The organism is Nitrosomonas mobilis (assembly GCF_900103035.1).
GTDB lineage: Bacteria > Pseudomonadota > Gammaproteobacteria > Burkholderiales > Nitrosomonadaceae > Nitrosomonas > Nitrosomonas mobilis.
Genome location: NZ_FMWO01000070.1, coordinates 1 through 23,634, shown reverse-complemented (window position 1 = coordinate 23,634; position 23,634 = coordinate 1). Strand labels below are relative to the sequence as shown.

Genomic DNA, 23,634 nt, shown 5'->3' with positions numbered 1-23,634 from the left:
AGATTGCTACTAGCAAAGTGACATTATGCCATTTTTCGACGCGCAACAATAACGCCGTCACGTGTTGGGTTGATAAAGGCATCAAATTCCGGATCATTGAAAATCAGATGGTTATGTTCTCTGATCGCCTCGGTCCAGCCAGGCTTGACATCGACAAAGCTGCCAGGGGCAAGTACTACGCGGCCATGCCACAACACATTGTCTGCAATATACAAACCACCTGGACGTATGCGGCTTTTTGACATCAACCAGATATCGGGATAACCTCCCTTGTCTGCATCGTTATAGCAAATGTCGAAATCCCCCTTGGTCTGCATAAAAATATCCTGCGCAAATCCAATCTGGAAATCAATACGTTCCCATAAATTAACATTCGTCAAATATTGTCTTGCCGGTTCCTGATTTTGTGGATTGCCATCCGCACAGATGACCTGCCCACCCTCCCCAACAGCTCGTGCAAACCAGTAAGCTGAGTAGCCATAACCACTGCCAAACTCAAAAACCCTTCTAGCATTGATCATTCTTGCTTGTGCTTCTAGAAAAATTCCCACTAATCTACCCACGATGGGAAATCCATTCTGTCGGGCATAAGACTCCATCTGCAGCAGTACAGGATGATCGGTTTGCTCGGCCAAGCTCAGCAAGTAGGTCTCTATTTCAGGATGAACGGGATCAATGAAATTCTGGTTCCCGGTCGTTGGAGTTAGCAAATCATGCATATAATTTACCTTCCACGTTAAGATTTTTTTCTTTCTGGCAACAGACAACGGTTATCCCGGTTATGATCAGCAGCAGAACTGGAATACGATAAAAAATCATCAGCACCTCTGTCAATCCTGATAAAAATATGAAACAAACCATGCTCATGCCTAGCAAGACCATTCCACATCGTTTGAAAGTTACATACCACGCCCAAAATAAATACAACAGGGAAAAAATACCCAGCAGCCCCACATGCATACCAATCTCGACCCAATCATTGTGGTAATGCGCATAGGGTTGGAAATCAAGCAAATCCTTATAAACTCCATCTTTATATTGTGTAATTGTCTGGCTAAAGTAGCGCTCCGGTGAACCCGTACCATGCCCCCACAAAGGTTGCTGCAGAATACCATGCACCCCCACATCCCACATCGCTAGCCGGTAGCCAATGCTACTGCTGTAATCAGCCTGCTGCAATTTCGCAATATCTTGCTGCGCCTGTCCCCATCGATCCTGCATGGCAGGGCTAGTGTAAGCAAACAGTCCAACTAATACTATCAACACTAGTATCAAAGAGACAAATCTACGTATATTTGCCCGGAAATGATTACACACCAGCACCAATAGTGTAAACAGAGTCGCCAGTAGGAAACCACGCGCATTTTGCTGAAATTGCAGAAAAAGCAACGCCAAACCGAACATAAGCAAGGCTATCCTTATCACGCGGTCACGACTGCAACAAGCGAAATAAACCGAAAAAATGGCACCAATGCCCAGGATTGCAGAAAAACGCAAATAGGACAAGCCCAGAGCCGGTATTCCCTGCTCCCTGTCAACCACCCAATAATAAACACCAACAGACAGAATGAATCCATATCCAACAAGCAGGCCACCGATTGCCCAGGGCAGCCGTTCTCGGTTTAACAATGACAGAAATGGCAGGTAAAGCAGGAGCAGCAGATATTTGACCCATTTTTGGTGACCACCCAATGGCGTTTCACTCCATAAAGTACCTATTAGCAATACTGCACACAAAACTAATATGGCTTGGACCAGTGGCTCTTTAAGCAAATATTTAAATTTTGCAATCCCGCCATCTATCAGCCACGCGAATAGGAATAGCGGTATTAAGAATTTATATAGCGGACCAAACCAGAAAATAGCACAAAATATAGCCAGAATGACTTTGACTATGAATTCGCGTTGAGATGGATTGATTATGGTCAGAATTGACAAATTCATTTTTTCAACCAATTAAGAATTGTCTGGTACACAGCACCTCTAAAAGATGAATATTTTAATTAAAATCAGAGATATGTCAGCCAAACTGGTCTTTGAAAAATCTGCCGCCGCCAGTTATTTTCCATGCATGGTTTTTATAATGATAGACATAACATCTAGGAATAATAATTGCCCTGCTATGGGCATCCAATGCCCTCAGTAATTTCTTATTCCTTGTATTATCCGCAGTTGGCTGCAAATTGAATAATCTTAGTTGAAACTCCGTCTCGTTACCTTCGAAAGGAAAATCCGGGTTGAAATAAAGCTTCTCATTGTATCTATTGTTTATGAATGTTTTTGTTGTACAGCCAAAGCAAAAACCATTAACAAACCCAACATTCACAGGATCTTCATCTCTGCTCTTACTGTTACTGCAATATTGTTTCTTTTTGTTACGGCCAAGAAAATGCTTGAGCGTCCAACATTCATGCCTGTTAGTCCAGGCACTCCCAGGGTTATTTGTTATAGGGCCATAAATAACATTATCATCAGCTATAGCCTGCACAAAAAAACACCAGGTATCATTAATCAAAATATCGTCGTTTATGATAAAAATCATTTCACAATCGTGCTGAATGCATAGATCAATACCGATATTCCAAGTAGCTGTCAGCCCACCATTTTCGCTCTGATCATTAATTCTGATATAAAAAAAATCTTTATTTGCATGACAGAAATCCACAACTTTATAATTATCTTTATGTTCAGACTCATTATCAAAAACACATACAAATTTTGGACAATCTATATTCCTGTTTAAAGAATCCAGACAGGGCAAGATAAATTTATTTACAAAATTGTGATAGGTTACAACTATGCCAATCCTCATTGTAGTCTGCTACCAATTTTTTCAATCAATTTCACATAGCGCGGCAATACTTCCGCCCCTCCCACATCCAGCATTTCGCTGAGAAACCGCTCTCGATGCGCAGGTATGTAAAAATTTCGGTAGCCATGCGAGAGAAAAAGGCTGATTTTTTCATAAACATCATCACGACAGCGTAATTCGGTTTCCGGCATGTACGCCGCTACCGCAGAGCGCCCAGCGTGCAGATAATCCGCTGCCAGTACCGGCTGTCCTCGCCTGACCGCTTCAAATACCACTGAAGTGGCGAGATCGATACAAACATCTGCCCAGTTCATCAAATGGATCGAATGCATGTCGTCACTTGCCACACTGACATTGGCCAGTTTCTTCAGCGATTGACTGCGGGTGAGGGACTGCTTCCAGCCGCTGCGGGTATGAGGTTTAATGATGAGCTCAACCTCCGAAAATGCCGCCAGCATATGCACCACCTCGCTGACTTCTTCCCAAAAGGTCGTGAAATTGGCCTTGCGCAGAAACATGACGATCTTGAGCTTGTCTGGATTCGCCGTTAACGGTGCAGGCGGCATCAGCACCGATAGCTTCGCCAACCACGCCTCGCAGTAACGTGGCGAGCCAAGAACCGCAATAGCATCTTGTTGCAGAAAAGGCAGGAAACGCTGTGCACACAGCTGATTCGGCACCACCACACGATCAAAGATTTTTGCGGCGGCAAAAGTTGCATCTGGTCCGAGTCGCCACTCCCCGCGCCGGATCAGCTGGTTGGCATGAGGGCTATCTCCATGCGGCAAAGAAACACACCCTATTCCCTGTGCACGCGCCATTGAGATGACGGTTTCCACCCACTCCAGTGCAATCACGGAATTACGCTCAATCCAATCAAAGGCGACCACCCCCTCTCCATCGTTGGAAAAAGTACGTTTCAGCAGGAATTGCACTATTTTCCGCCACAAGCGTGCCCGCTGTTTCTCATCATAAATTTTTGCAAGATAAGCAATAACTGGTCCCACGGCGAGCCTGCGCAGATTGCCGGTCAATAGCAGCATCTGCAACCGCCAGGCCAGATAAATCCATGCTGAAAACAGCTCACGTATATGCGCAACCCGGACCCCTTGCAGAGTCGCCAGATAATTTACGCGATAGTCACGCCGAAACCTGAATGCACCAATCAGCACCACATCACAGTGATGTCCGGCTGCAACCCATTGGGCAATCACCGGCGTAATATGGTCAATGTCGTTATAATGACGCAGAAAAAAAAGGGCTTTCATCGGTAATGATATGTTCGATTCCAAGATATTGGCATAAACTGGCAGGATTGTCATTCAGGATACTGAATAAGACCGGGCGCGAATAAAGTATGTTGACGCAACATATAATTAATTAATATGTAAGGAAATATTTTTTATAAACAGCACAACATTGTGACGAAATATGGATTTTTAGAGATGCCCACAAATGAATTGTTTGGCCTGCAGCATAATCGGGCATTATATACTGATCACCTCTGTATCTGACTTTCGACTGTAATTGACCAGGCAATATTCACCGTTACTTCAACTCCTATATCTATCCAAGAAATCAGGATTTTAAATACATTCAACTTTCATGCAAACCATCGCCATCATCCCTGCACGCATGGGGTCCACCCGTTTTCCGAACAAACCGCTGGCGCCATTGCTGTCTCGTACCATGCTGGAGCATGTCTACAAACGTGTCGCCATGAGCCAGTCACTGGCAGCCACCTATATCGCCACCTGTGATGAAGCCATCCGGCAGGCAGCAACCACGTTCGGTGCACGTGTCATCATGACATCAGATCGCCACGAACGCGCCAGTGATCGTGTTGCAGAAGCTGCAACGCAAGTCGATGGTGATCTAATTGTCATGGTACAAGGTGATGAACCGATGGTACATCCGGAAATGATCGATGCGGCTGTCGCCCCCTTTCATCATGATACGCAATTGGCCTGTGTCAATCTCGCACGCCGCATCGACAACGAAGATGATTTCCGCAATCCCAACACCATCAAAGTCGTCATGGATCGCCAGGGTAATGCGCTGTTTATGACTCGTCAGCCAATTCCAACACTGGCCAAAACAGGTTTTGCTGCAACTGTTACTTACAAACAGGTTTGCATCATCCCTTTTACACGCGCTTGCCTGGAGGCATACAGCGGTCTGCCGCCCACCCCGCTCGAACAGCTCGAATCCATCGACATGCTGCGACTGATGGAACACGGTTACCAAGTCAGGATGATAGAAATCAGCCACGATACTCAGGCAGTCGACACCGAGTCGGATCTGACACGGGTTGCCAGTCTGCTGGCAAATGACCCTCTTATCAAACAATATTGAAATTTTTATGTCTCTCAAACAACGCCTCTCCCAATGCGAGCTGACCATTGGTTCATGGATCACACTTGGCCATCCTTCCATTGCGGAGATCATGGCGAGTGCCGGTTTCGATTGGCTGGTACTCGATGCCGAACACAGCGTGCTGGAACTGAGCGAAATTCAAACCCTGATCCAGGTGCTGGATGGACGGCAATGCCCGGCAATCGTGCGCCTGACTTCCAACCATCCCGACCAGATCAAGCGTGTTATGGACGCGGGTGCCACTGGCGTCATGGTGCCGATGATCAAGTCTGCTGAGGATGCCACCGCCGCAGTAAGTTCGGTTTACTACCCCCCGTCGGGTAATCGCGGTGTGGGTCTGGCGCGCGCTCAGGGGTATGGCGCAAGTTTTCCAGCTTACAGACAATGGCTGCAGGACAATGCGGTGGTAATCGTCATGATCGAACATATCGAAGCAGTGAAAAATATCGATGCTATTTTAGCGGTAGCGAATGTTGATGCCTATATCATCGGCCCCTATGACTTATCAGGCTCAATGGGACGTCCTGGCGAACTCGATCATCCTGATGTGCAAGCAGCAATCGAACAGGTGCTGCTTGCTGGTCTGCGTCACCGCAAAGCGGGCGGTATCCACGTAATTGAACCTGATCACGCTTTATTGCAACAACGCATTCAGGAAGGCTTCACTTTTCTGGGGTACAGCCTGGATATCCGCATGCTGGATTCCCTTTGCCGCACGCATCTACAGACCATCAAGGCAAGCTCATGAAAAAAGTTATTATTTCCACCTCTTCTTTCGACCTGGATAACAATCCGATCATCCAGCGGCTGCTATCGCACGGCATCCACATCACCTGCAATCCCTACCGGCGCAAACTGACGGAAGACGAAATTCTGACGCTGCTCGGCAATGACACCATCGGTCTGATCGCCGGTGTCGAACCGCTTACGCGGCGGGCATTATCGGAAGCGACCAACTTGCGTGTCATCGCACGTTGCGGCACCGGGCTTGACAATGTCGATCTGAAAACTGCCGAACAGCTCAATATACGGGTATTCAACACGCCGGAAGCCCCCGCACAAGCCGTTGCCGAATTAACGTTGGGGTTGATGCTCGACTGCCTGCGTCAGATCGCACAGACTGACCGCCTGATACGTCAGGGCGAGTGGCCACGTAGCCAGGGACATCTGCTGGCGGCGCAAACGGTTGGTATCATCGGAATGGGGCATATTGGGCGGCGTGTCGCGCGGCTCTGTCAGGCATTCGGCGCCAATATCATTGCCTACGATCCCTATCTGCACAATCTCCCTGAAACGCCTCTGGAAACCATTCCCCTGATTCCGCTGGAAAATCTTCTGACACAATCCGATGTGGTCACGCTCCATTTGCCCTACTCCGATCAGGCCCATCATTTACTGAATGCAAGCAGTATCGGCCAGATGAAACCTGGCGCCATTCTGATCAATGCCGCACGTGGCGGATTAGTGGACGAAGCCGCGCTGGATGCAGCACTGTCATCCGGCCATCTTAGCGCAGCGGCCTTAGACAGTTTCGAACACGAACCCTATCGTGGTACGCTGTGCAATCAAAATAACATCCTGCTGACTTCCCACATTGGCTCTCTGGCGCAAGAAGCCCGGCAACGCATGGAACTCGAAGCCGCAGAAAATTTATGGGCAGGATTGATTCAGGCAGGAGTGCTCGATGCAGCATTCTGACCAATCGCAGACAGAAATTGCCGTCGTACTTGGCGCCGGCGGTTTTCTCGGCAGTCATGTAGCAGATGCGCTGTCCGCTGCGGGCTTCAAAGTGCGCTTGTTCGATCGTCAGCCCTCGCCTTACCAACGCGCAGATCAAGAAATGATCGTCGGCAACCTGATGGATCTCGATCAGGTAATCAAAGCCACACAAAATGCCTCGATCGTCTATAACTTTGCCGCCATTGCCGATATCGACGAAGCGCACAACGATCCGCTTGCCACAGCTAACATCAATGTCATCGGCAACATGCATGCGCTGGAGGCCGCACGCTTTGCAGGTGTACGACGTTTTGTCTTTGCCAGCAGCGTTTATGTTTTCTCAGAATCAGGCAGCTTCTACCGCGCCAGCAAGCAGGCGGCGGAGCGTTTTACTGAAACCTACCATGAACGTTACGGACTGGATTACACCATTTTGCGTTATGGTTCACTGTATGGCCGCCGCGCGGACAAACGTAATGGCATCTATCGCATGCTATATGAAGCCCTGCAAAAACATACCATCACGTACCAAGGCAGTGGTGAAGCCCTCCGGGAATATATTCATGTCGAAGATGCCGCGCGCATGAGCGTGCAGATCCTCGCTCCCGAATTCGCCAACCGTCATCTCGTACTCACGGGGCAGGAAAAGCTACGGGTACGTGACGTCATGACCATGATCGCGGAAATCATGCCGAACCCGGTTGCATTGCACTTTGATGAAGCCCATCTGGTGCATCACTACCAAGTCACGCCCTACGCCTTCCAGCCGCGTATTGGCCGTAAACTGGTGTTGAATGAACATGTCGATCTCGGACAGGGGCTAATCGACTGTATCCGTGAAATTCACCAGCAGCTTGATCAGCAGCAAGAAACAAATAGAACATCACCTACCACTTCCGACAACCGCGCATGAAACTGACAGCCCGACCGATTGACTACTGGCAGGCCATCATTTTCGATTTTGATGGCGTCATTGTTGAATCCGGAGATATCAAAACTGAAGCTTTTGCAGAGCTTTATCGTCAACATGGAGAACCAATCATGCAGGCAGCGGTTGCCTATCACCGCGCCAATGGCGGCATGTCCCGTTATCTCAAGTTTCGATATTTCCAGCAGAATTTGCTGAAAAAACCTCCTTTGACTGAAGAGGAAGAGCGTTCACTCGACCAACAATTCTCCGAACTGGTCATGCAGGCAGTCATCAGAAGTGAAGCAGTAGCAGGTGCGGAACCACTGATCCACAGGGCTTCGCAACGCATGCCACTATTTATCGCGTCCGGAACACCAGAGAGGGAATTGTGCGGCATCGTCGAGCAACGCGGACTTGCTCCCTTTTTCACCACAGTAAGAGGAGCGCCCGCGCTCAAACAGGCTATCATTGCCGAAATCATTGCAACGCATAATCTTGATGTGCAGCATGTGCTAATGATTGGTGATGCATTGATCGATTATGAAAGTGCGCAACAGAATGCTATCGCCTTTCTTGGCCGCGTGCGCCCACAGGATGCGAACCCCTTTCCGGTCGAAGTTGAAATCATTGAGGATTTATGTCCACTGATAAACTGATCGTTCGCCATTATTTTGATGAGCCCTGCAAACTGGCCGATGGCATAGCGCGCTTTGCCGCAACTTCTTTACTCGAATCACTGGCCAGCAAGAATTTTGCAAGTCTGGTACTGCCAGGCGGAAAAACGCCTCGTCTGTTTCTCCCACAACTTGGAAAATTGAATTTACCCTGGGAACGGATTCAACTCACTTTAAGTGATGAGCGCTGGGTAAGCACAACCAATCCCGATTCGAATGAAAGACAACTTCGTGAAATTTTCCTTAAGGGTATGTCCAGCGCACCCCGTTTCATCCCACTCAAAACAGATCATGCGCATCCGAAGGAAGCCCTGAGCATCATCGATGCACACCTCGCAGGCATGTCATTACCATTCGATCTCGCCATTCTTGGTATCGGCGAAGATGGCCATATCGCCTCCCTTTTTCCCGGCATGACGCTTGATTCACATGAGGCGCATCTTTGTCAGGTTGCCACACCGCCTGCCGCACCTTCGTTGCGGATCAGCCTGAGTTTCCGCACCCTGGTTGAGGCCAGACAGGTAGCGTTCGTTATTCTCGGAAAAAGCAAGCGGCAGCTGCTTGACCGCCTGCTATCATCAATGGATGAGACCATACCTTTTGTCAAACTTTTACAGCATCGATCCGTCACAGTATTCGAATCAGATACGTAATCAATCAACTGGCCAGAAATGAGATCATGAATTCGCCCATCATCGATCACGACCGGCGCAAACTGTGCAGACTTGGCCTGGGAGGACTGAGCGCATTGTTCATCGCACCTTTCACCTTCACCACACAAAACATCGCCGCTCCGCTTCAGTCAGCGACGGTTGGCATGCTACAGGCACCGGATGAGAATGGTGTACGCCTGCCAGTTGGACTTGCTTCCCGTATCGTGGCACGCTCGGAACAGAATCTGTTTGGCTATCAATGGCATGCCGCACCAGATGGTGGCGCAACTTTCAGCACGCCTGATGGTGGCTGGATTTATGTTTCCAACAGTGAATGCAGGAAAGGGAAAGGTGGCGCGGGCGCGTTACGTTTCAACCGGCAAGGGGTGCTGGTTGATGCCTATTCGATTCTGCAAGGCACCCACAACAACTGTGCCGGAGGCGCCACACCGTGGCAAACCTGGTTGTCCTGTGAGGAAGTCGAACGTGGCTCAGTCTGGGAGTGCGATCCTTTCGGCAAGCGAGAACCCGTGATACGCGAAACACTGGGCCGATTCCAGCATGAGGCGGTTGCCGTCGATACGCACACCATGCAGCTCTATCTGACCGAGGATAAACCGGATGGTTGTCTGTATCGCTATACCGCCCTTGAGTTCGATACAGCTGGATTTCCTGACCTCACGACCGGTCGACTGGACGTCATGCAGATAGTCGACCGTCAGAATAACCGGGTAGCCTGGCACCCTTTACGCAATCCCGCTGCACGCTACCAGCCCACCCGCAAGCAATCAGTCCTTGCCACCCATTTCAATGGTGGCGAAGGCATCTGGTATCACAATGGTTTCATCTATTTCACGACCAAAGGCGATAATCGTATCTGGGCACTGGACACGACCCGGCAAACATTGAAAGTTATCTACGATGCGGCGCAGCATCTCAATCCCATACTGACCGGCGTAGACAACATCACCGCCAATGCCGCAGGCGAATTACTGGTTGCCGAGGACGGCGGCAATATGGAAATCGTGATGCTAGCCGCAGGCACGATCAAGCCATTGCTGCAGATCGTCGGCCATGACCGTTCCGAGATAACCGGCCCTGCGTTCAGTCCGGATGGCTCAAGGCTTTATTTCAGCTCACAACGCGGTGCAAATGGGCGTGATCAGGACGGAATCACCTATGAAATAAGTGGGTTCGGCTCATCGCTCCGATAAACGATGCAGTTTCGTTAATCCGAAATTGTCATCAGACATCAGTTTTCTAGTTGCACAGACAAGAGACCTTCTGTCACAAGACGTTTTTGCCAGTCAACGAGCCACGCTTCAAAAGCATCGGCAGGCATGGCGCGGGCGATAAAATTTCCCTGCGCCAGGTTGCAGCCGGTTCGCCGTAGCAGATCCCAGTCCTGCCGGTCCTGAACGCCTTCCGCAACCGCTTCCATGTTCAGCTGTTTCGCCAGTGCAAGACTCGTGTCATAAATAGCGCGCAGCGTTTCATTTTCCCAGGCACGATGCACAAACCCCTGATCAATTTTGAGCTCATCAAAAGGAATATCGCGCAACTGTGACAACGAGGAATGGCCAGTACCGAAATCGTCGATGGATAGATGAAAGCGTTTCAACCGCAGCCGGGCCAGAATTTCCAGCGAAACCCGCATATCTCCCATCAACTGGCTTTCGGTAATCTCCAGTACAATTTTATTTGGCGCAATACCCGCCTTGGCGGCCAGAGCAACCACCACGTCCTGAAAATCGAGTGAAGCCAGATTATCCATGGATACATTGACTGCGACTTTTAATTCATGGCCGGCCTGCTGCCAGGTTTTCGCCTGAATGCAAGCCTGCTCAAGTACTTTGCTGGTGAGTTCATTGATCATGCCACATTTTTCGACAAGCCCGATAAATTGATCGGGATAAACCAGGCCATCGACCGGGTGCTGCCAGCGCACCAGTGTTTCCACCCCTGCTATTTTCCCGGTATCCACCCGCACTTTTGGCTGATAGTAATTCACGATAGCGCCAGACTGAATAGCAGCGCTGATGGCTTGCGCATCATAAGCTTTATCTGAACCCTCAAGCTTGGCCGCCGCGTCATTGGAAGCAGTCGACTGTGACAGTAACATTAGCAGGGCATCAGGTTGTACCGGTTTTTGCAGATACCCCAAAATCTGAATTTTATGTGCCTGCACCAGTTTTTCGGCAGTTCTGAGTATACGCTCACCTTCTCCACTCACCAGAATCAGACTACCCATGTAATTCCGTTCAACTAGATGACGGACAAACTCGATGCCATCCATACCCGGCATATTCAGATCCAGCATAATCAGATCCGGTCGGGTGGCAGCATCATCCACGAGCCGCAAGGCATCCTCACCTGCTTCGCAACAGCTTACTGATGGAAAACCATGATTCGTCAGCATGCGTGCCAACAGCTTCAGCATGAAAGGCTCATCATCGAGAATCAAAATTCTGGGATCAACAGGTAGTTTCGACATAATCTGCTTTCGTAAAATTGGGCAACGTGCCGCGACTATCATACTGAAAGTTAACTACCCAACGGAAAAAAATTGGTAATCATTTTTTACGCTCCTCTACTCCAGAAGCACCATACCCTACTATTCCAATTTACCGATAGATACTCAAGTACGTCGACGTGCACCACTCGTCGTATTTGTCGTTTGCGGGGCAGCGAAATTCTATCAGCAGATGACAATCGGTCACGGTTGTACCTGACTTGAAATCGTCCGACATTCTCAAGCTAACCTGTTTCTACGACCCGTTCTGTAGCGCTTAGCCTGTCGCATCCAGGGCCGGATATCTGGCTTCTGCCACCAGTTTGAGGTGTCACCTGGATCTGCGTACTGATCCGCTCCTTCAAGGCGGGTACGTGTGAAATGACGCCTATCAGCTTGCCGTCCTGCTGCAAACCTGCGAGGGTTTCCAAAGCGGTGTCGAGGGCTTCCTCGTCCAGCGTGCCGAAGCCTTCATCCAGAAACAGCGAATCCACCCGGACATTCTTGCTGGCCATATGAGATAACCCCAGTGCCAGGGACAGGCTGACAATAAAACTTTCCCCGCCGGAAAGGTTCTTCGTGGACCGAATCTCCCCAGCCTGGTAGTTGTCAACCACGTTGAGCTCCAGGGGCTGAGCATCGTCACGGACCAGCAAGTAGCGGTCGGTCATTTTCTGCAGTTGCCGGTTGGCGTGACCAATCATCATTTCGAAGGTTAGCCCCTGGGCGAAATTGCGGTACCTCTTGCCATCTGCAGAGCCGATCAAATCGTGCAGGTTTTCCCACCTGTGACACTCTTTTTTCTGGACTTCGATAGCTGCCTGCTTCTCCTTTATCCGCTCTTTTGCGGCCGTATTCTCACTTAACTTGTGCTTGAGACCAGCTAGGATGTCCCGCAGCTCTTTCAGGGATTCATCGTACCGCTTGAATTGGGGTTCGAGCTCCTCCAACGATTTATCGGTAACTTTCCGGGCCATTTCCGTAACCAAGCGCATTTCCCGATCCTTCTGACGGGCGTGGAGATCGGTTTGGCGTTCATCCAGATTCCTGGCCGTCGCCGTCAACTCAGCCTTGCGCTCAGAGGGAAGCCTGGCTGCCAGAAACTGTTCTTCAGTTGAAAAGCCCACGGGCGCAAGTCCTGTAGAGAATTCAGTTTCCAATTTTTTCAGTTCCGGCGCTCGCTGGTCGATACGTTTTTTCAGAGATTCGACATGGGCCTTCGTGGTATTCCATTTTTGCTGGCGCTCATTGTGCCGTTCTCTGGCTTGCTTTTCGGCACCTTCGGCATCCGAAATCGCTTTGTTCAAACGGCGCTCTTCATCGTCGGGATGCTTGTCGCCGTACAGTACATTACGCTCATCACTTCCGTTGGCGAATTCCTTTTTTAAGACTTCCAGGCGCTCCAGCTTCTCGGCCAGGGCAGCGCTTTGCGTTTCGATCACCGCATCCAGCCGCTTCACTTCGCTGTCGATGGCGGCAATCTGTTTCTCAATGTCCGCCTTTTTCTTGACTTGAGCTTGCCATGCCTCCAGCCGCTTCTTAAGGGTTTCGATCAGTGATGAAATGCCCGTTTCAGGGATGTCCGCAATACCAAGCGGCTGGAGTTTGGTAGAAACAGCCTGCCTGCGCTCGACAAAATCGGCCCAGAGTTTCACCAGGCCGTCCTTCACCTCGGCCAGGGCTTTCTCGGCAGTCTTCTTGTCATTGGCCGCTGCTGACTCCAGCTTTTCAGCCTCCGTCAGGTTTGTGCGGGCCAGGCTTTCAGCATCGAAGAGTTTCTTGATAGCTACTTCCTGATCCTCGGCTTTGCTGATCAGCCCGGTCAGGGCGTCGATTTTCTTTTCGGTTTCATCGGGGACAGGGACATTCCCTTCTGCAAAGGGGTGGCTGGTTGCACCACAGAGTGGGCAAGGCTGGCCGTCTTTCAGTTTTGCCCGGTGATTTTCAAGCTCCGCAATTTTCGAAAGGTACACCATTTCACGTAGCAGCGTTTCCTTCTCAGTCCGGTATTCCCGCAACAAGCGGTCTCCCAGCAACTGGCTCAATACATCTTTGCCCTGCTGAATCTGTTTCGAGACGTCCTCCAGTTCCTGCTTCCGAATGCCGGATTGCTTCTGACAGCCGTCGAGTGACTTTGTCGCCTGTTCCAGAGTCGTCGTGGCCGTTTGTTGATCAACCTCTTTTTGAACGATTTCTTTTTGCGTGGAAAGCAGGCTGTTCAACTGTTCTTCAACACCAGCCAGACCGCTGATCAGCCATTCATCTTGTGCATGCTCCTTGAGGTAGCCGTCTACAAGCTCCAGCGTTTCCTGAGCCCTGGATCGTTTTTTCTGCTCTTCGAGCCGAGCTTTTTTGTCTGCATCAATCTTTGCCACATCCTTCTTGCCGCTCTCATCACCTTCCGAAACCGCCTTTTTCTGATCGGCAAGTTTCTGATCAAGAGAGCGAACCTTCTGCAATATCGGCGCGGCCACTTTCAGCGCTTCTTTAGCTCGAATGGTCTGTTGCTCCGCCGATTTCAGTGCCTCGGCCTGTTCCTTGGCGGAGGATTCCAGTACAGGAAGCGCCTCTTCCTCAGCTTTCAAGCCTGCCCTGTCATCCGCCTGCTGTTTGCGGGTGGCGGTGAGCGTTGCGTATATGCCGTCCAATGAGGCGGCACTCAAAGCCCGGTTGAGCTTTTCACGATCCGGTTTGAACGCCTCGATATCGATTAGCAGCTTGCTCGCCTCGTCAGCCAGGTTGCCGATTTCCTTCTTCAACCCATCGATGGTAGTGAGCCAGACAATGGCCTTCCCAGTATCAGCGGACTTGGTGGTAAGGTCTGCCTCTTCCTTCTGCTTTGCCTCAAGTGCCTGCCCAATCTCTTGCTCCTGCTCCGGATCAAGCATTACGATGCCCGCCGTTTCGGCCTGAAGCAGGCTCAGCTTTTCCCGCTCTTCACGCTGGCGCTCATGAACACGGATGGATATCTGGCTGTAGATCTCTGTACCCGTTATTTGCTCCAGAATTGGAGCCCGATCATCCGGTGCCGCCTGGAGGAATGCGGCAAAGCCGCCTTGGGCCAGCAACATGGAGCGAGTGAAACGATCAAAATCCATGCCGGTAGCCGACTCGATCTGCTCGGCTACCCCTCTGATCTTGGATTCGAAGATCTCGCCGGAATCGGCATTGGCCATTTCGTGTTTCGGGGCCTGGAGCTCGCCATCCGGCTTCTTGCGTGCCCGGTGCTGGCTCCAGTGACAGCGGTAACGTCCAGACTGGGTTTCGAAGGTCACCTCGGCAAAGCATTCGCCGGTCTGGCGGGACATGATTTCGTTTCCGCTCTTGGTGACCTTGTTCAGACGCGGCGTCCGCCCATAAAGGGCGAGGCAAATAGCATCGAGGATCGTGGTTTTCCCCGCGCCGGTGGGGCCGGTAATGGCAAAGATGCCGTCAGAGGCGAAAGCCGGGTGCGTCAGGTCGATTTGCCATTCGCCGACCAGCGAGTTCAGATTCTTAAAGCGTATCTGCAATATTCTCATCGACAGCCGCTCTACTCCGCCTGTACGTCATCTTCATAGAGAGACAAGAGCGTCTCCTGATAGGCTCGGTGCAATTCCGGCCGCTGCTCCTCAGGCACATCATGAACGGCGAGGCATCGTTCGAACACGTCGTTCACGTTCAGATCGTCGAGTGTTTCCTCCGCATGGATTTGTCCCAGCACGCGGTCGATGATGCGGTTATTCTTTATCCGCAGAATTTCCATTTGGGTGCCGGAAATTGCAGCCTCCAGACGCTCACGCAGGTCGCCAATGACTTCAATACCGTTGTAAATGATTTCGAGCCAACCTTTGTCCGTTGCCGACAATTCGAGGAGACGGCTTGAGATGCTATCCCAGTCTCCCTTAACGCGCTCGAGTTTCTGAAACACCGGCACGTCGATCAGTTGTACGGATGCAGTTGTGCTGTGGTCATCGTGCTGCCCAAAGGTGACGTGGCAAACGCTCTTCTGCTGCCTGGCTTCTCCGAATCCCATGGGTAATGGAGAACCGCTGTACCGCATGGTCTCAAGGCCGCTCACCTTTTGCGGGACGTGGAGATGCCCAAGCGCCAGGTAATCAAAACTCGCAGGAAAAATCCCCGCCGTCACATGCGCCAGGGAACCAACGTAGAGTTCACGCACGCCATCGCCGTCAATAGTTTGTCCGCCAGCGGTAAACAGATGCCCCATGCCTACAATAGGAAGATCAACCCCAAGTTCCTCGCGCTTCTGTTCGGCCAAGGCAGCGACAGTGGCATAGTGAGTGCGGATGCCGTCAATCAATTTCCGCTCTTTGTCCTCGACACTTTCACCCGCTTCCGCCACGCGGATATCCCTGTCGCGGAGATAGGGTACGGCACAGACAATCAATTCCGGAGCCCCCTGCTCATTACGCAGCACCAGCACTTCGTCTTCTGGGTGCTCGATCGTCGCACTTCCAACCACGTGGACATCAAGGGCCTTGAGCAGCTCCCTGGGGGCATTGAGAAATGAAGGAGAATCGTGATTGCCCGCGATGACAACAACGTGGCGACAAGATGAGGCAGCCACCTGGCACAGGAAACGGTAATAAAGCTCCTGGGCGCGATTGCTCGGAGCGCTGGTGTCAAAAACATCACCCGCCACCAGCAGGACGTCAATTTCATTCTGCTGAATCGTCTCCGCCAGCCAGATCAGAAAAGCCTCGAACTCCTCGTAGCGTTTTCTGCCGTAGAGCGTGCGGCCGATATGCCAGTCAGAGGTGTGGAGGATTTTCATATAGTCTCCTGCAGAATCCGATCGCATTCCAATACAACGTATTCAGGGGCCGTGTCAAACTTCGCGGGATCAAGCTGGCAGATGAATTCATTCTCAATATGGTACGTTTCATCGATAAACTTCTTAATAACAGAATTTTCAATATTCAGATTTAAGAGGCGAAAAATCTGAAGCTTCTCATAGCCATTCGGGGGCGCGTTGTATAGCGCCATCAGAGCGTCCAGGTCACCGACCCGATTCAAAAGTTGTGAGTATGAAAAGCCATTTAGATGGCTTGATATTTCAGTGCAACCATTGGAGTATTTTTTGGCTCCATTTTGGGATATTGGTCGTCTGGTCTTTTTGGCTCTCTGCTGTCAGTCGCATGCTTTCTCTTGTGCAGCACATTGGGGGTAATCTGATAAGCATCGCCCTTGTTGTTAAAGCAAAAAGGGGACGCTACCCTTTCTTATTTGGATCCAGTTACAATCCATGAATGCCAAGACTAAGCGGAACTGTATTTGCCTGGGTACTGCATCACATCACGCTGCGAGGAAACCCGTGAGAAAGAATAATATAGGATAGCGTCCCCTTTTTCTAAATTGCCGACAACACCTGATTCTGGGTAGAACTGGAAGCATGACGTCGGGTAGCTAGATAGGTCAGAAACCTCTCAACCTTAGCAGTACCCATCTCCGTTGGATGACGCTCATCATTAAAAATAATAAATTGCTTGATCCATGAAATACAGGTACTTTCTGTACTCAGGCTATTGTGTTTGAAACGAATTCTATCACGCACTTGATCCAATAGTTTTCTGGCAGATGATTGTGTCGTATTTGTCTGATTGTTATAACATTAAGCATGTTTAACAATAGTATATGTGGCATCTATATGATTATAAGGCTATTTATCGGCTTTATCAGACAGGAAATGTCATATATATTGCGTTGTACCGATAAATATGTAGCCTGATTTTTGGAGATTTTGTGTTTGTACGATTTTTAGGTTTCTCAGTGGAAGCGCCGAAAGCAATCTCAGTAGAAGAGGTTATGAAGGCGCTGGCCAAGCAGGCTACGAACTATGAAAGTTTTGATGAAGCTGGACGCTTTCTGTTTGTTGATACTGAATCGGATGGTGAGTATTACCTTGGTTTGATCGTGACAGTTAAGAGTCAAAGAACGTTCTGCGAGTTAAGAGAAGCCGGTAGCTCATTTAAGGTACAGGTGAACAAGTTGGATCGAAACTCGAATATTATGGAATTTAACTTCTTCATAATAAATAAAGAATCAGGAGTCGGTCTCTACCAACACTACCACCAGTCCTGCAGCATCGGGCAGGGCATGAATCTCATAAAAAAGCGTTTCAACGAGCTTAAAGGGCAAAAGCGAGAGCAAAAGAAAAATGATCTCATCGCTGGTAAAAAGAACGCAGATAAAGCTGAAAAGATGGCGAACAAAGAGTTCAAAGGTTTTTTTAAATGGCAACTGCTCATAAGAAAGGAAAAACTAGCTAGCGTTTTAAAGGAGCTGGAGCACATTAAGGCGTTAGAGGTCGACCTCTCATATCTTGAGCCTGACTCAAAAGAGTTTGGTCAACTCTCCGGATTTGTTATAAAGCAAAAGAGAAAGTTCTCTTTTGGGAAAAAGTTTTCTCCCTCAAGTTTGATAGATCTTATTGTGTCTGCCGTAAATAGATCTAAGACTGATTCGGGTCGCGTTTTTGGCGTTGATGAAGATGGCCTGGATCGAATAATAAAAATTCAAAATAACCCGGATAACTTCGGCGAATTTGGCTACGATGAGGTCGCTGAGCACATCAATAATCTAGATGTCTTGAGCTTTCAGAGTAGCTGGATCATTAAAAACTTGAGAGAGGTTTGCCAGAATCATTCGTCTATTTTTAAGGCGAAGATCAAATGACTTTAAGGCTACTCATATGCGCTCTTTTGGCCACTCTCTCTGTGGCATGCATTGAGTGGCTAGCGATCGACAAGAGCGAACTCGTGTTATTTTATGAGCAACACTTAAGAGGTAATTTATTTGCTGGGTTTTTAACTGTTGGAGGTTTTCTGCTGTCGCTCAAAACCTTCATATTGATAAAATTGAAGGAAAATGTCTATGACCATGCTGAATATAGAAAAATATTTAGAGCTCAAAAGGAACTGGACCCTTCATTAAGACTCTATGACCCCTTGAAGAACTTAAGTGACTTTTTGTTTTGGTCAGTTCTTTCAACAATAATTGCCGCTGTTGCACAGTTAACTATTGGTTTGTTTGGAAATTACTGGCTTACTCTTGGTTCATTGTGGCTTTCATTTTTTGCACTATCTATTTTGATTGTTTCTCTCATTCTTATAAAGTCAAGCTTGAATGATTGGTTTAACTTTATAAATGATGCCGATGAATAACGATACAACAACAGCGGAAAAAGTGGACACCCTCTTTTTTATTGAATTCAGTTATACTCTTTATTTATAAATAAATACAAATGCTTGTGTTACATAGAAACCAAAATTTTATGAACAAGCAGTACACAATCAATGAATGCCAAGACTAAGCAGAACTGTATTTGCCGGGATACCGCATCACATCACGCAGCGAGAAAGAATAATATAAGGTAGCGTCCTCTTTTTAAAAAACAAAGAGTACATTACGTTATGTGTAAATTGCATTACGCAAGCCGAGGTGTTCTACAAAAGGTTTGAAATCTTTATCTGAAAAGAGTAAGGGGAGGTTATGCTCAATGCAAAACGATGCAATTATTGCATCGGCGGTCTTTCTGATAGTAATTCCTTTTTTACGTAGCTTGCGAAAATTATTCGCGCTCTTCTCTGCCATTTTTGTACCGAGCAATTCGAAGATCGTCAGCTCACCCAGCAAGTGCCTGGCGGTTTTGTAGTCCTTGTCATGCCTAAAGCCCTGGAGAACTTCAGCAAGAATCAAATCTCCTATTGCAACGGTGCCAACTCCCAGCATCCCGTCCAGAAAATCAGCTTCCGGAGAGCCGTTGCCACCGAAGTAGTCAATCCAAACGCTGGAATCAACCAAAATCATGAATCGCTTCGCATCTCATCAAGATTACCAGACCATTGTAGCTTCCCTCTAAATCGTTTAATTCCTTCTTGTTTTTTTAATTTTATCAGTGTTTTAAGGCCAAGCTCTACTGCCTCTTTCTTGGTCTGCAAACCAGTCGCTTTGAGCGCATCGTTCATTAGTTTGTCATCAATTTCGATATTAGTACGCATAGGGTTTAACTCCTGGAAGGATTGTCAATGTGTATAAAACTAAGTGTACATACACATAACAATTGCGTCAACTCGGAGCGCCTAAAGCTGCGTTGCGTTGCGTCGCCCCGCTATGCAGCTTCGGGCAGCCGGTTACGCGAAGCGTTAGGCACGAAAAACATCGACACATTACCAGAGAGGAAATATGCCACTAATCAAACAAATCTATGAGGCAGTTGAAAATGGCTCATTAAGTCAGCCATTTACAGTTCAAGACGTAAAGCAATGGATGAAAAAGCATCAAATCGTAAAAGACGAATTTGTTAGATCTATCAATTAGTTTTAGTCTTAATAGGGCCGGGCTTTGAAACCTGCTCCATTAAGTCATTATTCCATTTGCCATTTACTTCCACATGGGCTTCGCCGCCAAGCATAAACGCTTGAATCAAATCATGATTGAGATAAGCATAAAGACCTGGCTGCTTAAATGTGTAAATAGCTGCTACTGCCTCACCGCCATTGACATGCCAAGTTTCTCTGTCGACCGTTGGTGTATTCATAAAAGAGCCACCAGGCCAAACTAAATCACCATGTCCCCCTATTAAATGGATACGAGAATCTTCATTAGCCTGCGAATGAATAAACAAGACGGTTTCACCAACCGTAGCCTTCATCGCATTTTCACCAGTTAACGCACCTTTTTTTCCGTTGTAAGTTACATGTGTCGGAACAAGCCCGCGCATAACGGTTAAAGTATCAGCATAAGGCTCTATTGCATTTGAATATCGTTTGTAGTTTCCATTTTGGTCCTTTGGAATGTACCAGCCCTGTTCACCAATATAATAAGCCCTGTCATAAATAACTTTATTTCCCTTATGATCTTTTAAGCCATCTTTTGGTAATATCATTAGCGCACCATACATACCTGAAACAACATGATAAGGAATCATAATTCCTCCTGGCGCGCAGTGATAAACATAAGTACCAGGCTTATCAGCTTTAAAGCGTAATGTGACTTGCTCTCCTGGAGACACCATGGTTAACGCACCACCGCCTAGCGCTCCCGTTGAGGCATGAAAATCAATATTATGTAAAAGCGTGTTTGTACTAGGGTTTTTAAGAGTTAACTCAACATAATCACCCTCATGCACCACCATCATTGGACCAGGATTCGTACCATTAAAAGTCATCGCTTGAACAAAAACATTTGGTTCAATTTCTATCTCTTTTTCCTCAATCACCATTTCCATTTCGATGATTCGAGACTTCCCGGAATAAGCTTGTTGATGCTTCGGTAAAAAGGGCGGCGCAACTAATTCCTGTTGTATTCTCTCCAGGCCTTTTAAGTTTGACTGGATGCCTACATTAGCAATATAAGATGATGCTCCCTCATCAGCATACGAAACCGATGAAAATGACATGAGACAGAAAGCAAAACACATGATTAATTTTTTCATTATTTGTCTCTTTGGTATATTAAATTTCGAAACAGAAAGGCTATTCGAGCACCTGACGTAAAGTTGATGAGCCTGTGATTTTACGAGTTATAACTAGATCTAAGTCTCCCAAATTTAGGCACATAAATCCGCCAAGTTTTAGGAGTTAGTAAAAAAGAAGGAGCAAAAAAGGGGGCGCTACTCTTTCTTATTGGATTCAGTCACAATCCATGAATGCAAAGACTAAGCAAAACTGTGTTTGCCGGGCTACCCTATCACATCACGCAGCGAGGAAACCAGCGAGAAAGAATAATATAGGATGGCGTCGCCTTTTTTTAAATTGCCGACAACGCCTGATTCTGGGTGGGACTGGAAACATGACGTCGGGTAACCAGATAAGTCAGAAACTTCTCAACCTCAGCAGCACCCATCTCCGTTGGATGACGCTCATCTTTAAAAATAATAAATTGCTTGATCCATGAAATATAGGTACTTTCTGTACTCAGACTATAGCATTTGAAACGAACTTTATCGCGCAACTGATCCAACAGTTTTTTGGCAGATGATTACGTCGTATTTGTCTACACGATTTGTCAGGTTGTTATAACATTAAATGCGTTTAACAATAATATAGATAGTTAGTATATGATTATAAAAATGATTATCGACTTTATCAGACAGGAAATGTCGTATATATTACGTTGGGCGTAACGTATTTACAATTTGCTGTTATGAAATATATGTTTCTACGGTCATCACTAGAGCTCTTTGTTAAGCGACCGCGTTCAAGCGCAGCTCTGGCTTTGCTCTGTGTCGTTCTTGGTATCGTTTCCATTAGCGGTCTTGTGCCTCTATCACCAAATCGTTGGTACTTCCCCGGCCACGAATGGCTTTTGGCTTCATTAAGTTGTGTCCTCGCATTTATTTTTGGCTACTGCACCTTTAAGGGCTTCAAGTCACAGTCACGCCCAACCCGGCGCTCAAGCGGGACACCGCAAAAGCGCGATGATATAGTCTAATAGACCATATCAAAACGCACTGATCGATCTTCTGGTATTCCTCGATCCTGACTTCATTCGGTTCCCAAAGGAGCGACGAACAAAGGTCATCAAGTAAGCTGCTTCAGGTCAAATTGGAAATGCAACATTCGCCTAACAAAGATAGTTAAAAATGCTTTGGGATCAATTTTAATTACTATAGCGTGATTTATTCTACTTCTTCCGAAGTTGCAAACTCTTCCATTTTTGTAATCAGATCGTTTTCCACGGTATATATCTGAACCCATTTTTGCTTCAGTTCCCTTCCTGAGCGTTTTACTTTTTGATGTTCTCGGCCTAACACAACCACCATATTTCCTTCAACGATATATTGTTGTGGCTCAAAGTTGATGATTTCAGTTCTTTCGAGAATATTGGTGAAAAATGTCCTTACGCCTTCCTTCTTTTCAAAAGTTCCTGCCGGAATAATTTGCGTTCCGTGATAAATCCAAACGGTGTCATTGGAAACTGTTGCGACGAATTTCTCTACATCGCCACTACTAAATGCGGAGAACATTTTTTCTACTACTGTTTTTGCTGAATTTTTCATTTTTTAAAATTTAGTTCTCATGGTAAATGGCTTCCTGATTAGTTACTTCTCTCAGAAATCTTGTAAAATCTACAAATTGCGAAGAAACGTAGCAAAATCAGAGGAGGATGGCAATGGCGATGAATAAAATTCAGTTTCAGGCAGGCCTGTCACTGCATGAATTTCTGCATCAATATGGCACGGAAGCACAATGTGAAGCAGCATTGTTTGCTGCGAGGTGGCCACATGGCTGGAGATGCCTGCGCTGCGATGGGGAGCGATATTCCTGTACCCATAACGGCCGCAAGCTATGGGAATGCCTGGATTGTGGCTACCAATGTTCTTCAATTGTCGGCACCGTGTTTGAAAATACTAAATTACCGCTAAGAACCTGGTTTCTGGCCATTTACTTGATGACGCAAAGCAAGAATGCGGTCAGTGCATTGGAACTCAAACGTCAGCTGGGGGTAAGTTACAAAACGGCATGGTCGATCAAGCATAAGCTGTTACAGACCATGCTGCTGCGCGAAGAGCAACGCCGTCTGGATGGACGCGTGGAGGTTGACGATGCTTATCTGGGAGGTGAAAGGCCGGGAAAGCGCGGGCGGGGCGCGGCAAGTAAGACGCCATTTGTAGCGGCAATACAAACAAACAGCGAGGGGAAGCCACTTTATATACGCTTGACTCCCGTAGCGGGTTTTACATATGAAGCGCTCAAACAGTGGTCGGCTGAATGTCTGTCATCTACTGCACGAGTCGTATCTGATGGTTTGGGGTGTTTCGGGGCGGTTACGCATACAGCCGCGCAGCATGAGCGCCATATTGTGGGAAGTGGCAAATCTGCTGTGCAGCGTGCCGAGTTTCGCTGGGTCAATACGCTTCTTGGCAATCTCAAGACTGCCTTCAGCGGAACCTACCATGCATTCAATCACGCCAAGTATGCACAGCGCTATCTTGCAGAATTCTCCTATCGCTTCAATCGCCGTTTTGATTT

At 47.9% G+C, this 23,634-nt stretch carries 24 protein-coding genes; 11 read left to right on the top strand and 13 right to left on the bottom strand.

The window, feature by feature from the left end; genetic code table 11:
• Positions 1 to 23: 23 nt before the first annotated feature.
• From NSMM_RS11745 to NSMM_RS11730, 4 genes are all read right to left on the bottom strand, one after another.
• A complete protein-coding gene (locus NSMM_RS11745) occupies positions 24 to 719 on the bottom strand; it encodes an O-methyltransferase (protein ID WP_090287655.1) in 696 nt (231 codons plus the stop codon).
• Positions 712 to 1,692, bottom strand: coding sequence for an O-antigen ligase family protein (locus NSMM_RS11740; protein WP_245654790.1), 981 nt, complete (start codon positions 1,690 to 1,692; stop codon positions 712 to 714). Before NSMM_RS11740 ends, NSMM_RS11745 begins: the two co-directional genes overlap by 8 nt.
• Positions 1,693 to 2,020: 328 nt before the next feature.
• Complete coding sequence (locus NSMM_RS11735; protein WP_090287650.1) at positions 2,021 to 2,812, bottom strand: glycosyltransferase family 2 protein; 792 nt, start codon at positions 2,810 to 2,812, stop codon at positions 2,021 to 2,023.
• Positions 2,809 to 4,134: a hypothetical protein gene (locus NSMM_RS11730; protein ID WP_245654789.1), complete on the bottom strand. Its 1,326-nt coding sequence runs from the start codon at positions 4,132 to 4,134 to the stop codon at positions 2,809 to 2,811. The genes NSMM_RS11735 and NSMM_RS11730 overlap by 4 nt, the downstream gene beginning before the upstream one ends.
• Before the next feature lie 283 nt (positions 4,135 to 4,417).
• On the opposite strand from NSMM_RS11730, the gene NSMM_RS11725 reads away from it, so the two are divergent.
• From NSMM_RS11725 to NSMM_RS11695, 7 genes are read left to right on the top strand one after another with little or no spacing between them, the layout of a single operon-like run.
• On the top strand, positions 4,418 to 5,167 hold the full coding sequence (locus NSMM_RS11725; RefSeq protein ID WP_090287648.1) for a 3-deoxy-manno-octulosonate cytidylyltransferase: 750 nt from the start codon (positions 4,418 to 4,420) through the stop codon (positions 5,165 to 5,167).
• 7 nt (positions 5,168 to 5,174) lie between these two features.
• Complete coding sequence (locus tag NSMM_RS11720) at positions 5,175 to 5,936, top strand: HpcH/HpaI aldolase family protein (RefSeq protein WP_090287646.1); 762 nt, start codon at positions 5,175 to 5,177, stop codon at positions 5,934 to 5,936.
• The gene (locus NSMM_RS11715; RefSeq protein WP_090287645.1) at positions 5,933 to 6,886 is read left to right on the top strand and encodes a phosphoglycerate dehydrogenase; all 954 of its coding nucleotides are present in this window, start codon (positions 5,933 to 5,935) and stop codon (positions 6,884 to 6,886) included. The genes NSMM_RS11720 and NSMM_RS11715 overlap by 4 nt, the downstream gene beginning before the upstream one ends.
• Complete coding sequence (locus NSMM_RS11710; RefSeq protein WP_090287643.1) at positions 6,873 to 7,820, top strand: NAD-dependent epimerase/dehydratase family protein; 948 nt, start codon at positions 6,873 to 6,875, stop codon at positions 7,818 to 7,820. Before NSMM_RS11715 ends, NSMM_RS11710 begins: the two co-directional genes overlap by 14 nt.
• Positions 7,817 to 8,473 (top strand): HAD family hydrolase, encoded by a 657-nt coding sequence (locus NSMM_RS11705; protein WP_090287641.1) that lies wholly within the window; start codon positions 7,817 to 7,819, stop codon positions 8,471 to 8,473. The genes NSMM_RS11710 and NSMM_RS11705 overlap by 4 nt, the downstream gene beginning before the upstream one ends.
• Complete coding sequence (gene pgl / locus NSMM_RS11700; RefSeq protein ID WP_090287640.1) at positions 8,455 to 9,144, top strand: 6-phosphogluconolactonase; 690 nt, start codon at positions 8,455 to 8,457, stop codon at positions 9,142 to 9,144. The genes NSMM_RS11705 and pgl overlap by 19 nt, the downstream gene beginning before the upstream one ends.
• 26 nt (positions 9,145 to 9,170) lie before the next feature.
• The gene (locus NSMM_RS11695; RefSeq protein ID WP_090287638.1) at positions 9,171 to 10,358 is read left to right on the top strand and encodes an alkaline phosphatase PhoX; all 1,188 of its coding nucleotides are present in this window, start codon (positions 9,171 to 9,173) and stop codon (positions 10,356 to 10,358) included.
• A gap of 38 nt (positions 10,359 to 10,396) precedes the next feature.
• On the opposite strand, the gene NSMM_RS11690 is transcribed toward NSMM_RS11695, so the two are convergent.
• The 4 genes from NSMM_RS11690 to NSMM_RS11670 all read right to left on the bottom strand — a co-directional run bounded on the left by NSMM_RS11690 (position 10,397) and on the right by NSMM_RS11670 (position 17,213).
• Positions 10,397 to 11,638: an EAL domain-containing response regulator gene (locus NSMM_RS11690; protein ID WP_090287636.1), complete on the bottom strand. Its 1,242-nt coding sequence runs from the start codon at positions 11,636 to 11,638 to the stop codon at positions 10,397 to 10,399.
• Between the two features lie 263 nt (positions 11,639 to 11,901).
• On the bottom strand, positions 11,902 to 15,177 hold the full coding sequence (locus NSMM_RS11685) for an AAA family ATPase (protein ID WP_090287635.1): 3,276 nt from the start codon (positions 15,175 to 15,177) through the stop codon (positions 11,902 to 11,904).
• Positions 15,178 to 15,188: 11 nt separating this feature from the next.
• The gene (locus tag NSMM_RS11680) at positions 15,189 to 16,433 is read right to left on the bottom strand and encodes an exonuclease SbcCD subunit D C-terminal domain-containing protein (protein ID WP_090287633.1); all 1,245 of its coding nucleotides are present in this window, start codon (positions 16,431 to 16,433) and stop codon (positions 15,189 to 15,191) included.
• A 576-nt stretch (positions 16,434 to 17,009) separates the two neighbouring features.
• Positions 17,010 to 17,213: a phage integrase N-terminal SAM-like domain-containing protein gene (locus tag NSMM_RS11670; RefSeq protein ID WP_245654788.1), complete on the bottom strand. Its 204-nt coding sequence runs from the start codon at positions 17,211 to 17,213 to the stop codon at positions 17,010 to 17,012.
• Positions 17,214 to 17,428: 215 nt separating this feature from the next.
• On the opposite strand from NSMM_RS11670, the gene NSMM_RS11665 reads away from it, so the two are divergent.
• Entirely contained in the window at positions 17,429 to 18,334 is a 906-nt protein-coding gene (locus tag NSMM_RS11665; RefSeq protein WP_143001941.1) for a hypothetical protein, read from the top strand.
• On the top strand, positions 18,331 to 18,822 hold the full coding sequence (locus NSMM_RS11660; RefSeq protein WP_090287626.1) for a hypothetical protein: 492 nt from the start codon (positions 18,331 to 18,333) through the stop codon (positions 18,820 to 18,822). Before NSMM_RS11665 ends, NSMM_RS11660 begins: the two co-directional genes overlap by 4 nt.
• 247 nt (positions 18,823 to 19,069) lie before the next feature.
• Here NSMM_RS11660 and vapC read toward each other — a convergent pair whose 3' ends face one another.
• Positions 19,070 to 19,468, bottom strand: coding sequence for a type II toxin-antitoxin system VapC family toxin (gene vapC, locus NSMM_RS11655; RefSeq protein ID WP_090287624.1), 399 nt, complete (start codon positions 19,466 to 19,468; stop codon positions 19,070 to 19,072).
• Positions 19,465 to 19,659 carry a type II toxin-antitoxin system VapB family antitoxin gene (locus NSMM_RS11650; protein WP_090287622.1) on the bottom strand — a complete coding sequence of 65 codons (195 nt, stop codon included), beginning with the start codon at positions 19,657 to 19,659 and terminating at the stop codon, positions 19,465 to 19,467. The genes vapC and NSMM_RS11650 overlap by 4 nt, the downstream gene beginning before the upstream one ends.
• A gap of 184 nt (positions 19,660 to 19,843) precedes the next feature.
• Between NSMM_RS11650 and NSMM_RS16800 the strand changes: the two genes are divergently transcribed.
• Complete coding sequence (locus NSMM_RS16800; RefSeq protein ID WP_281200913.1) at positions 19,844 to 19,978, top strand: hypothetical protein; 135 nt, start codon at positions 19,844 to 19,846, stop codon at positions 19,976 to 19,978.
• Here NSMM_RS16800 and nirK read toward each other — a convergent pair.
• From nirK to NSMM_RS11635, 3 genes are all read right to left on the bottom strand, one after another.
• Positions 19,971 to 21,095 carry a copper-containing nitrite reductase gene (gene nirK / locus NSMM_RS11645; RefSeq protein ID WP_090287620.1) on the bottom strand — a complete coding sequence of 375 codons (1,125 nt, stop codon included), beginning with the start codon at positions 21,093 to 21,095 and terminating at the stop codon, positions 19,971 to 19,973. The genes NSMM_RS16800 and nirK overlap by 8 nt on opposite strands.
• Positions 21,096 to 21,409: 314 nt before the next feature.
• On the bottom strand, positions 21,410 to 21,622 hold the full coding sequence (locus NSMM_RS11640) for a phage integrase N-terminal SAM-like domain-containing protein (protein ID WP_245654787.1): 213 nt from the start codon (positions 21,620 to 21,622) through the stop codon (positions 21,410 to 21,412).
• A 658-nt stretch (positions 21,623 to 22,280) separates the two neighbouring features.
• Complete coding sequence (locus NSMM_RS11635) at positions 22,281 to 22,661, bottom strand: nuclear transport factor 2 family protein (RefSeq protein ID WP_090287617.1); 381 nt, start codon at positions 22,659 to 22,661, stop codon at positions 22,281 to 22,283.
• A gap of 113 nt (positions 22,662 to 22,774) precedes the next feature.
• On the opposite strand from NSMM_RS11635, the gene NSMM_RS11630 reads away from it, so the two are divergent.
• Positions 22,775 to 23,634 (top strand): IS1595 family transposase (locus tag NSMM_RS11630; protein WP_090283480.1); only part of this gene is annotated, 860 nt, incomplete at its 3' end.

What these genes read in the sequence shown, in the direction of transcription:
- NSMM_RS11745 (WP_090287655.1), bottom strand. Translation starts at nt 719, where the DNA reads ATGCATGATTTGCTAACTCCAACGACCGGGAACCAGAATTTCATTGAT.
- NSMM_RS11735 (WP_090287650.1), bottom strand. Translation starts at nt 2,812, where the DNA reads ATGAGGATTGGCATAGTTGTAACCTATCACAATTTTGTAAATAAATTT.
- NSMM_RS11730 (WP_245654789.1), bottom strand. Translation starts at nt 4,134, where the DNA reads ATGACAATCCTGCCAGTTTATGCCAATATCTTGGAATCGAACATATCA.
- NSMM_RS11725 (WP_090287648.1), top strand. Translation starts at nt 4,418, where the DNA reads ATGCAAACCATCGCCATCATCCCTGCACGCATGGGGTCCACCCGTTTT.
- NSMM_RS11720 (WP_090287646.1), top strand. Translation starts at nt 5,175, where the DNA reads ATGTCTCTCAAACAACGCCTCTCCCAATGCGAGCTGACCATTGGTTCA.
- NSMM_RS11715 (WP_090287645.1), top strand. Translation starts at nt 5,933, where the DNA reads ATGAAAAAAGTTATTATTTCCACCTCTTCTTTCGACCTGGATAACAAT.
- NSMM_RS11710 (WP_090287643.1), top strand. Translation starts at nt 6,873, where the DNA reads ATGCAGCATTCTGACCAATCGCAGACAGAAATTGCCGTCGTACTTGGC.
- NSMM_RS11705 (WP_090287641.1), top strand. Translation starts at nt 7,817, where the DNA reads ATGAAACTGACAGCCCGACCGATTGACTACTGGCAGGCCATCATTTTC.
- pgl (WP_090287640.1), top strand. Translation starts at nt 8,455, where the DNA reads ATGTCCACTGATAAACTGATCGTTCGCCATTATTTTGATGAGCCCTGC.
- NSMM_RS11695 (WP_090287638.1), top strand. Translation starts at nt 9,171, where the DNA reads ATGAATTCGCCCATCATCGATCACGACCGGCGCAAACTGTGCAGACTT.
- NSMM_RS11690 (WP_090287636.1), bottom strand. Translation starts at nt 11,638, where the DNA reads ATGTCGAAACTACCTGTTGATCCCAGAATTTTGATTCTCGATGATGAG.
- NSMM_RS11685 (WP_090287635.1), bottom strand. Translation starts at nt 15,177, where the DNA reads ATGAGAATATTGCAGATACGCTTTAAGAATCTGAACTCGCTGGTCGGC.
- NSMM_RS11680 (WP_090287633.1), bottom strand. Translation starts at nt 16,433, where the DNA reads ATGAAAATCCTCCACACCTCTGACTGGCATATCGGCCGCACGCTCTAC.
- NSMM_RS11660 (WP_090287626.1), top strand. Translation starts at nt 18,331, where the DNA reads ATGACTTTAAGGCTACTCATATGCGCTCTTTTGGCCACTCTCTCTGTG.
- vapC (WP_090287624.1), bottom strand. Translation starts at nt 19,468, where the DNA reads ATGATTTTGGTTGATTCCAGCGTTTGGATTGACTACTTCGGTGGCAAC.
- NSMM_RS11650 (WP_090287622.1), bottom strand. Translation starts at nt 19,659, where the DNA reads ATGCGTACTAATATCGAAATTGATGACAAACTAATGAACGATGCGCTC.
- NSMM_RS16800 (WP_281200913.1), top strand. Translation starts at nt 19,844, where the DNA reads ATGCCACTAATCAAACAAATCTATGAGGCAGTTGAAAATGGCTCATTA.
- nirK (WP_090287620.1), bottom strand. Translation starts at nt 21,095, where the DNA reads ATGAAAAAATTAATCATGTGTTTTGCTTTCTGTCTCATGTCATTTTCA.
- NSMM_RS11635 (WP_090287617.1), bottom strand. Translation starts at nt 22,661, where the DNA reads ATGAAAAATTCAGCAAAAACAGTAGTAGAAAAAATGTTCTCCGCATTT.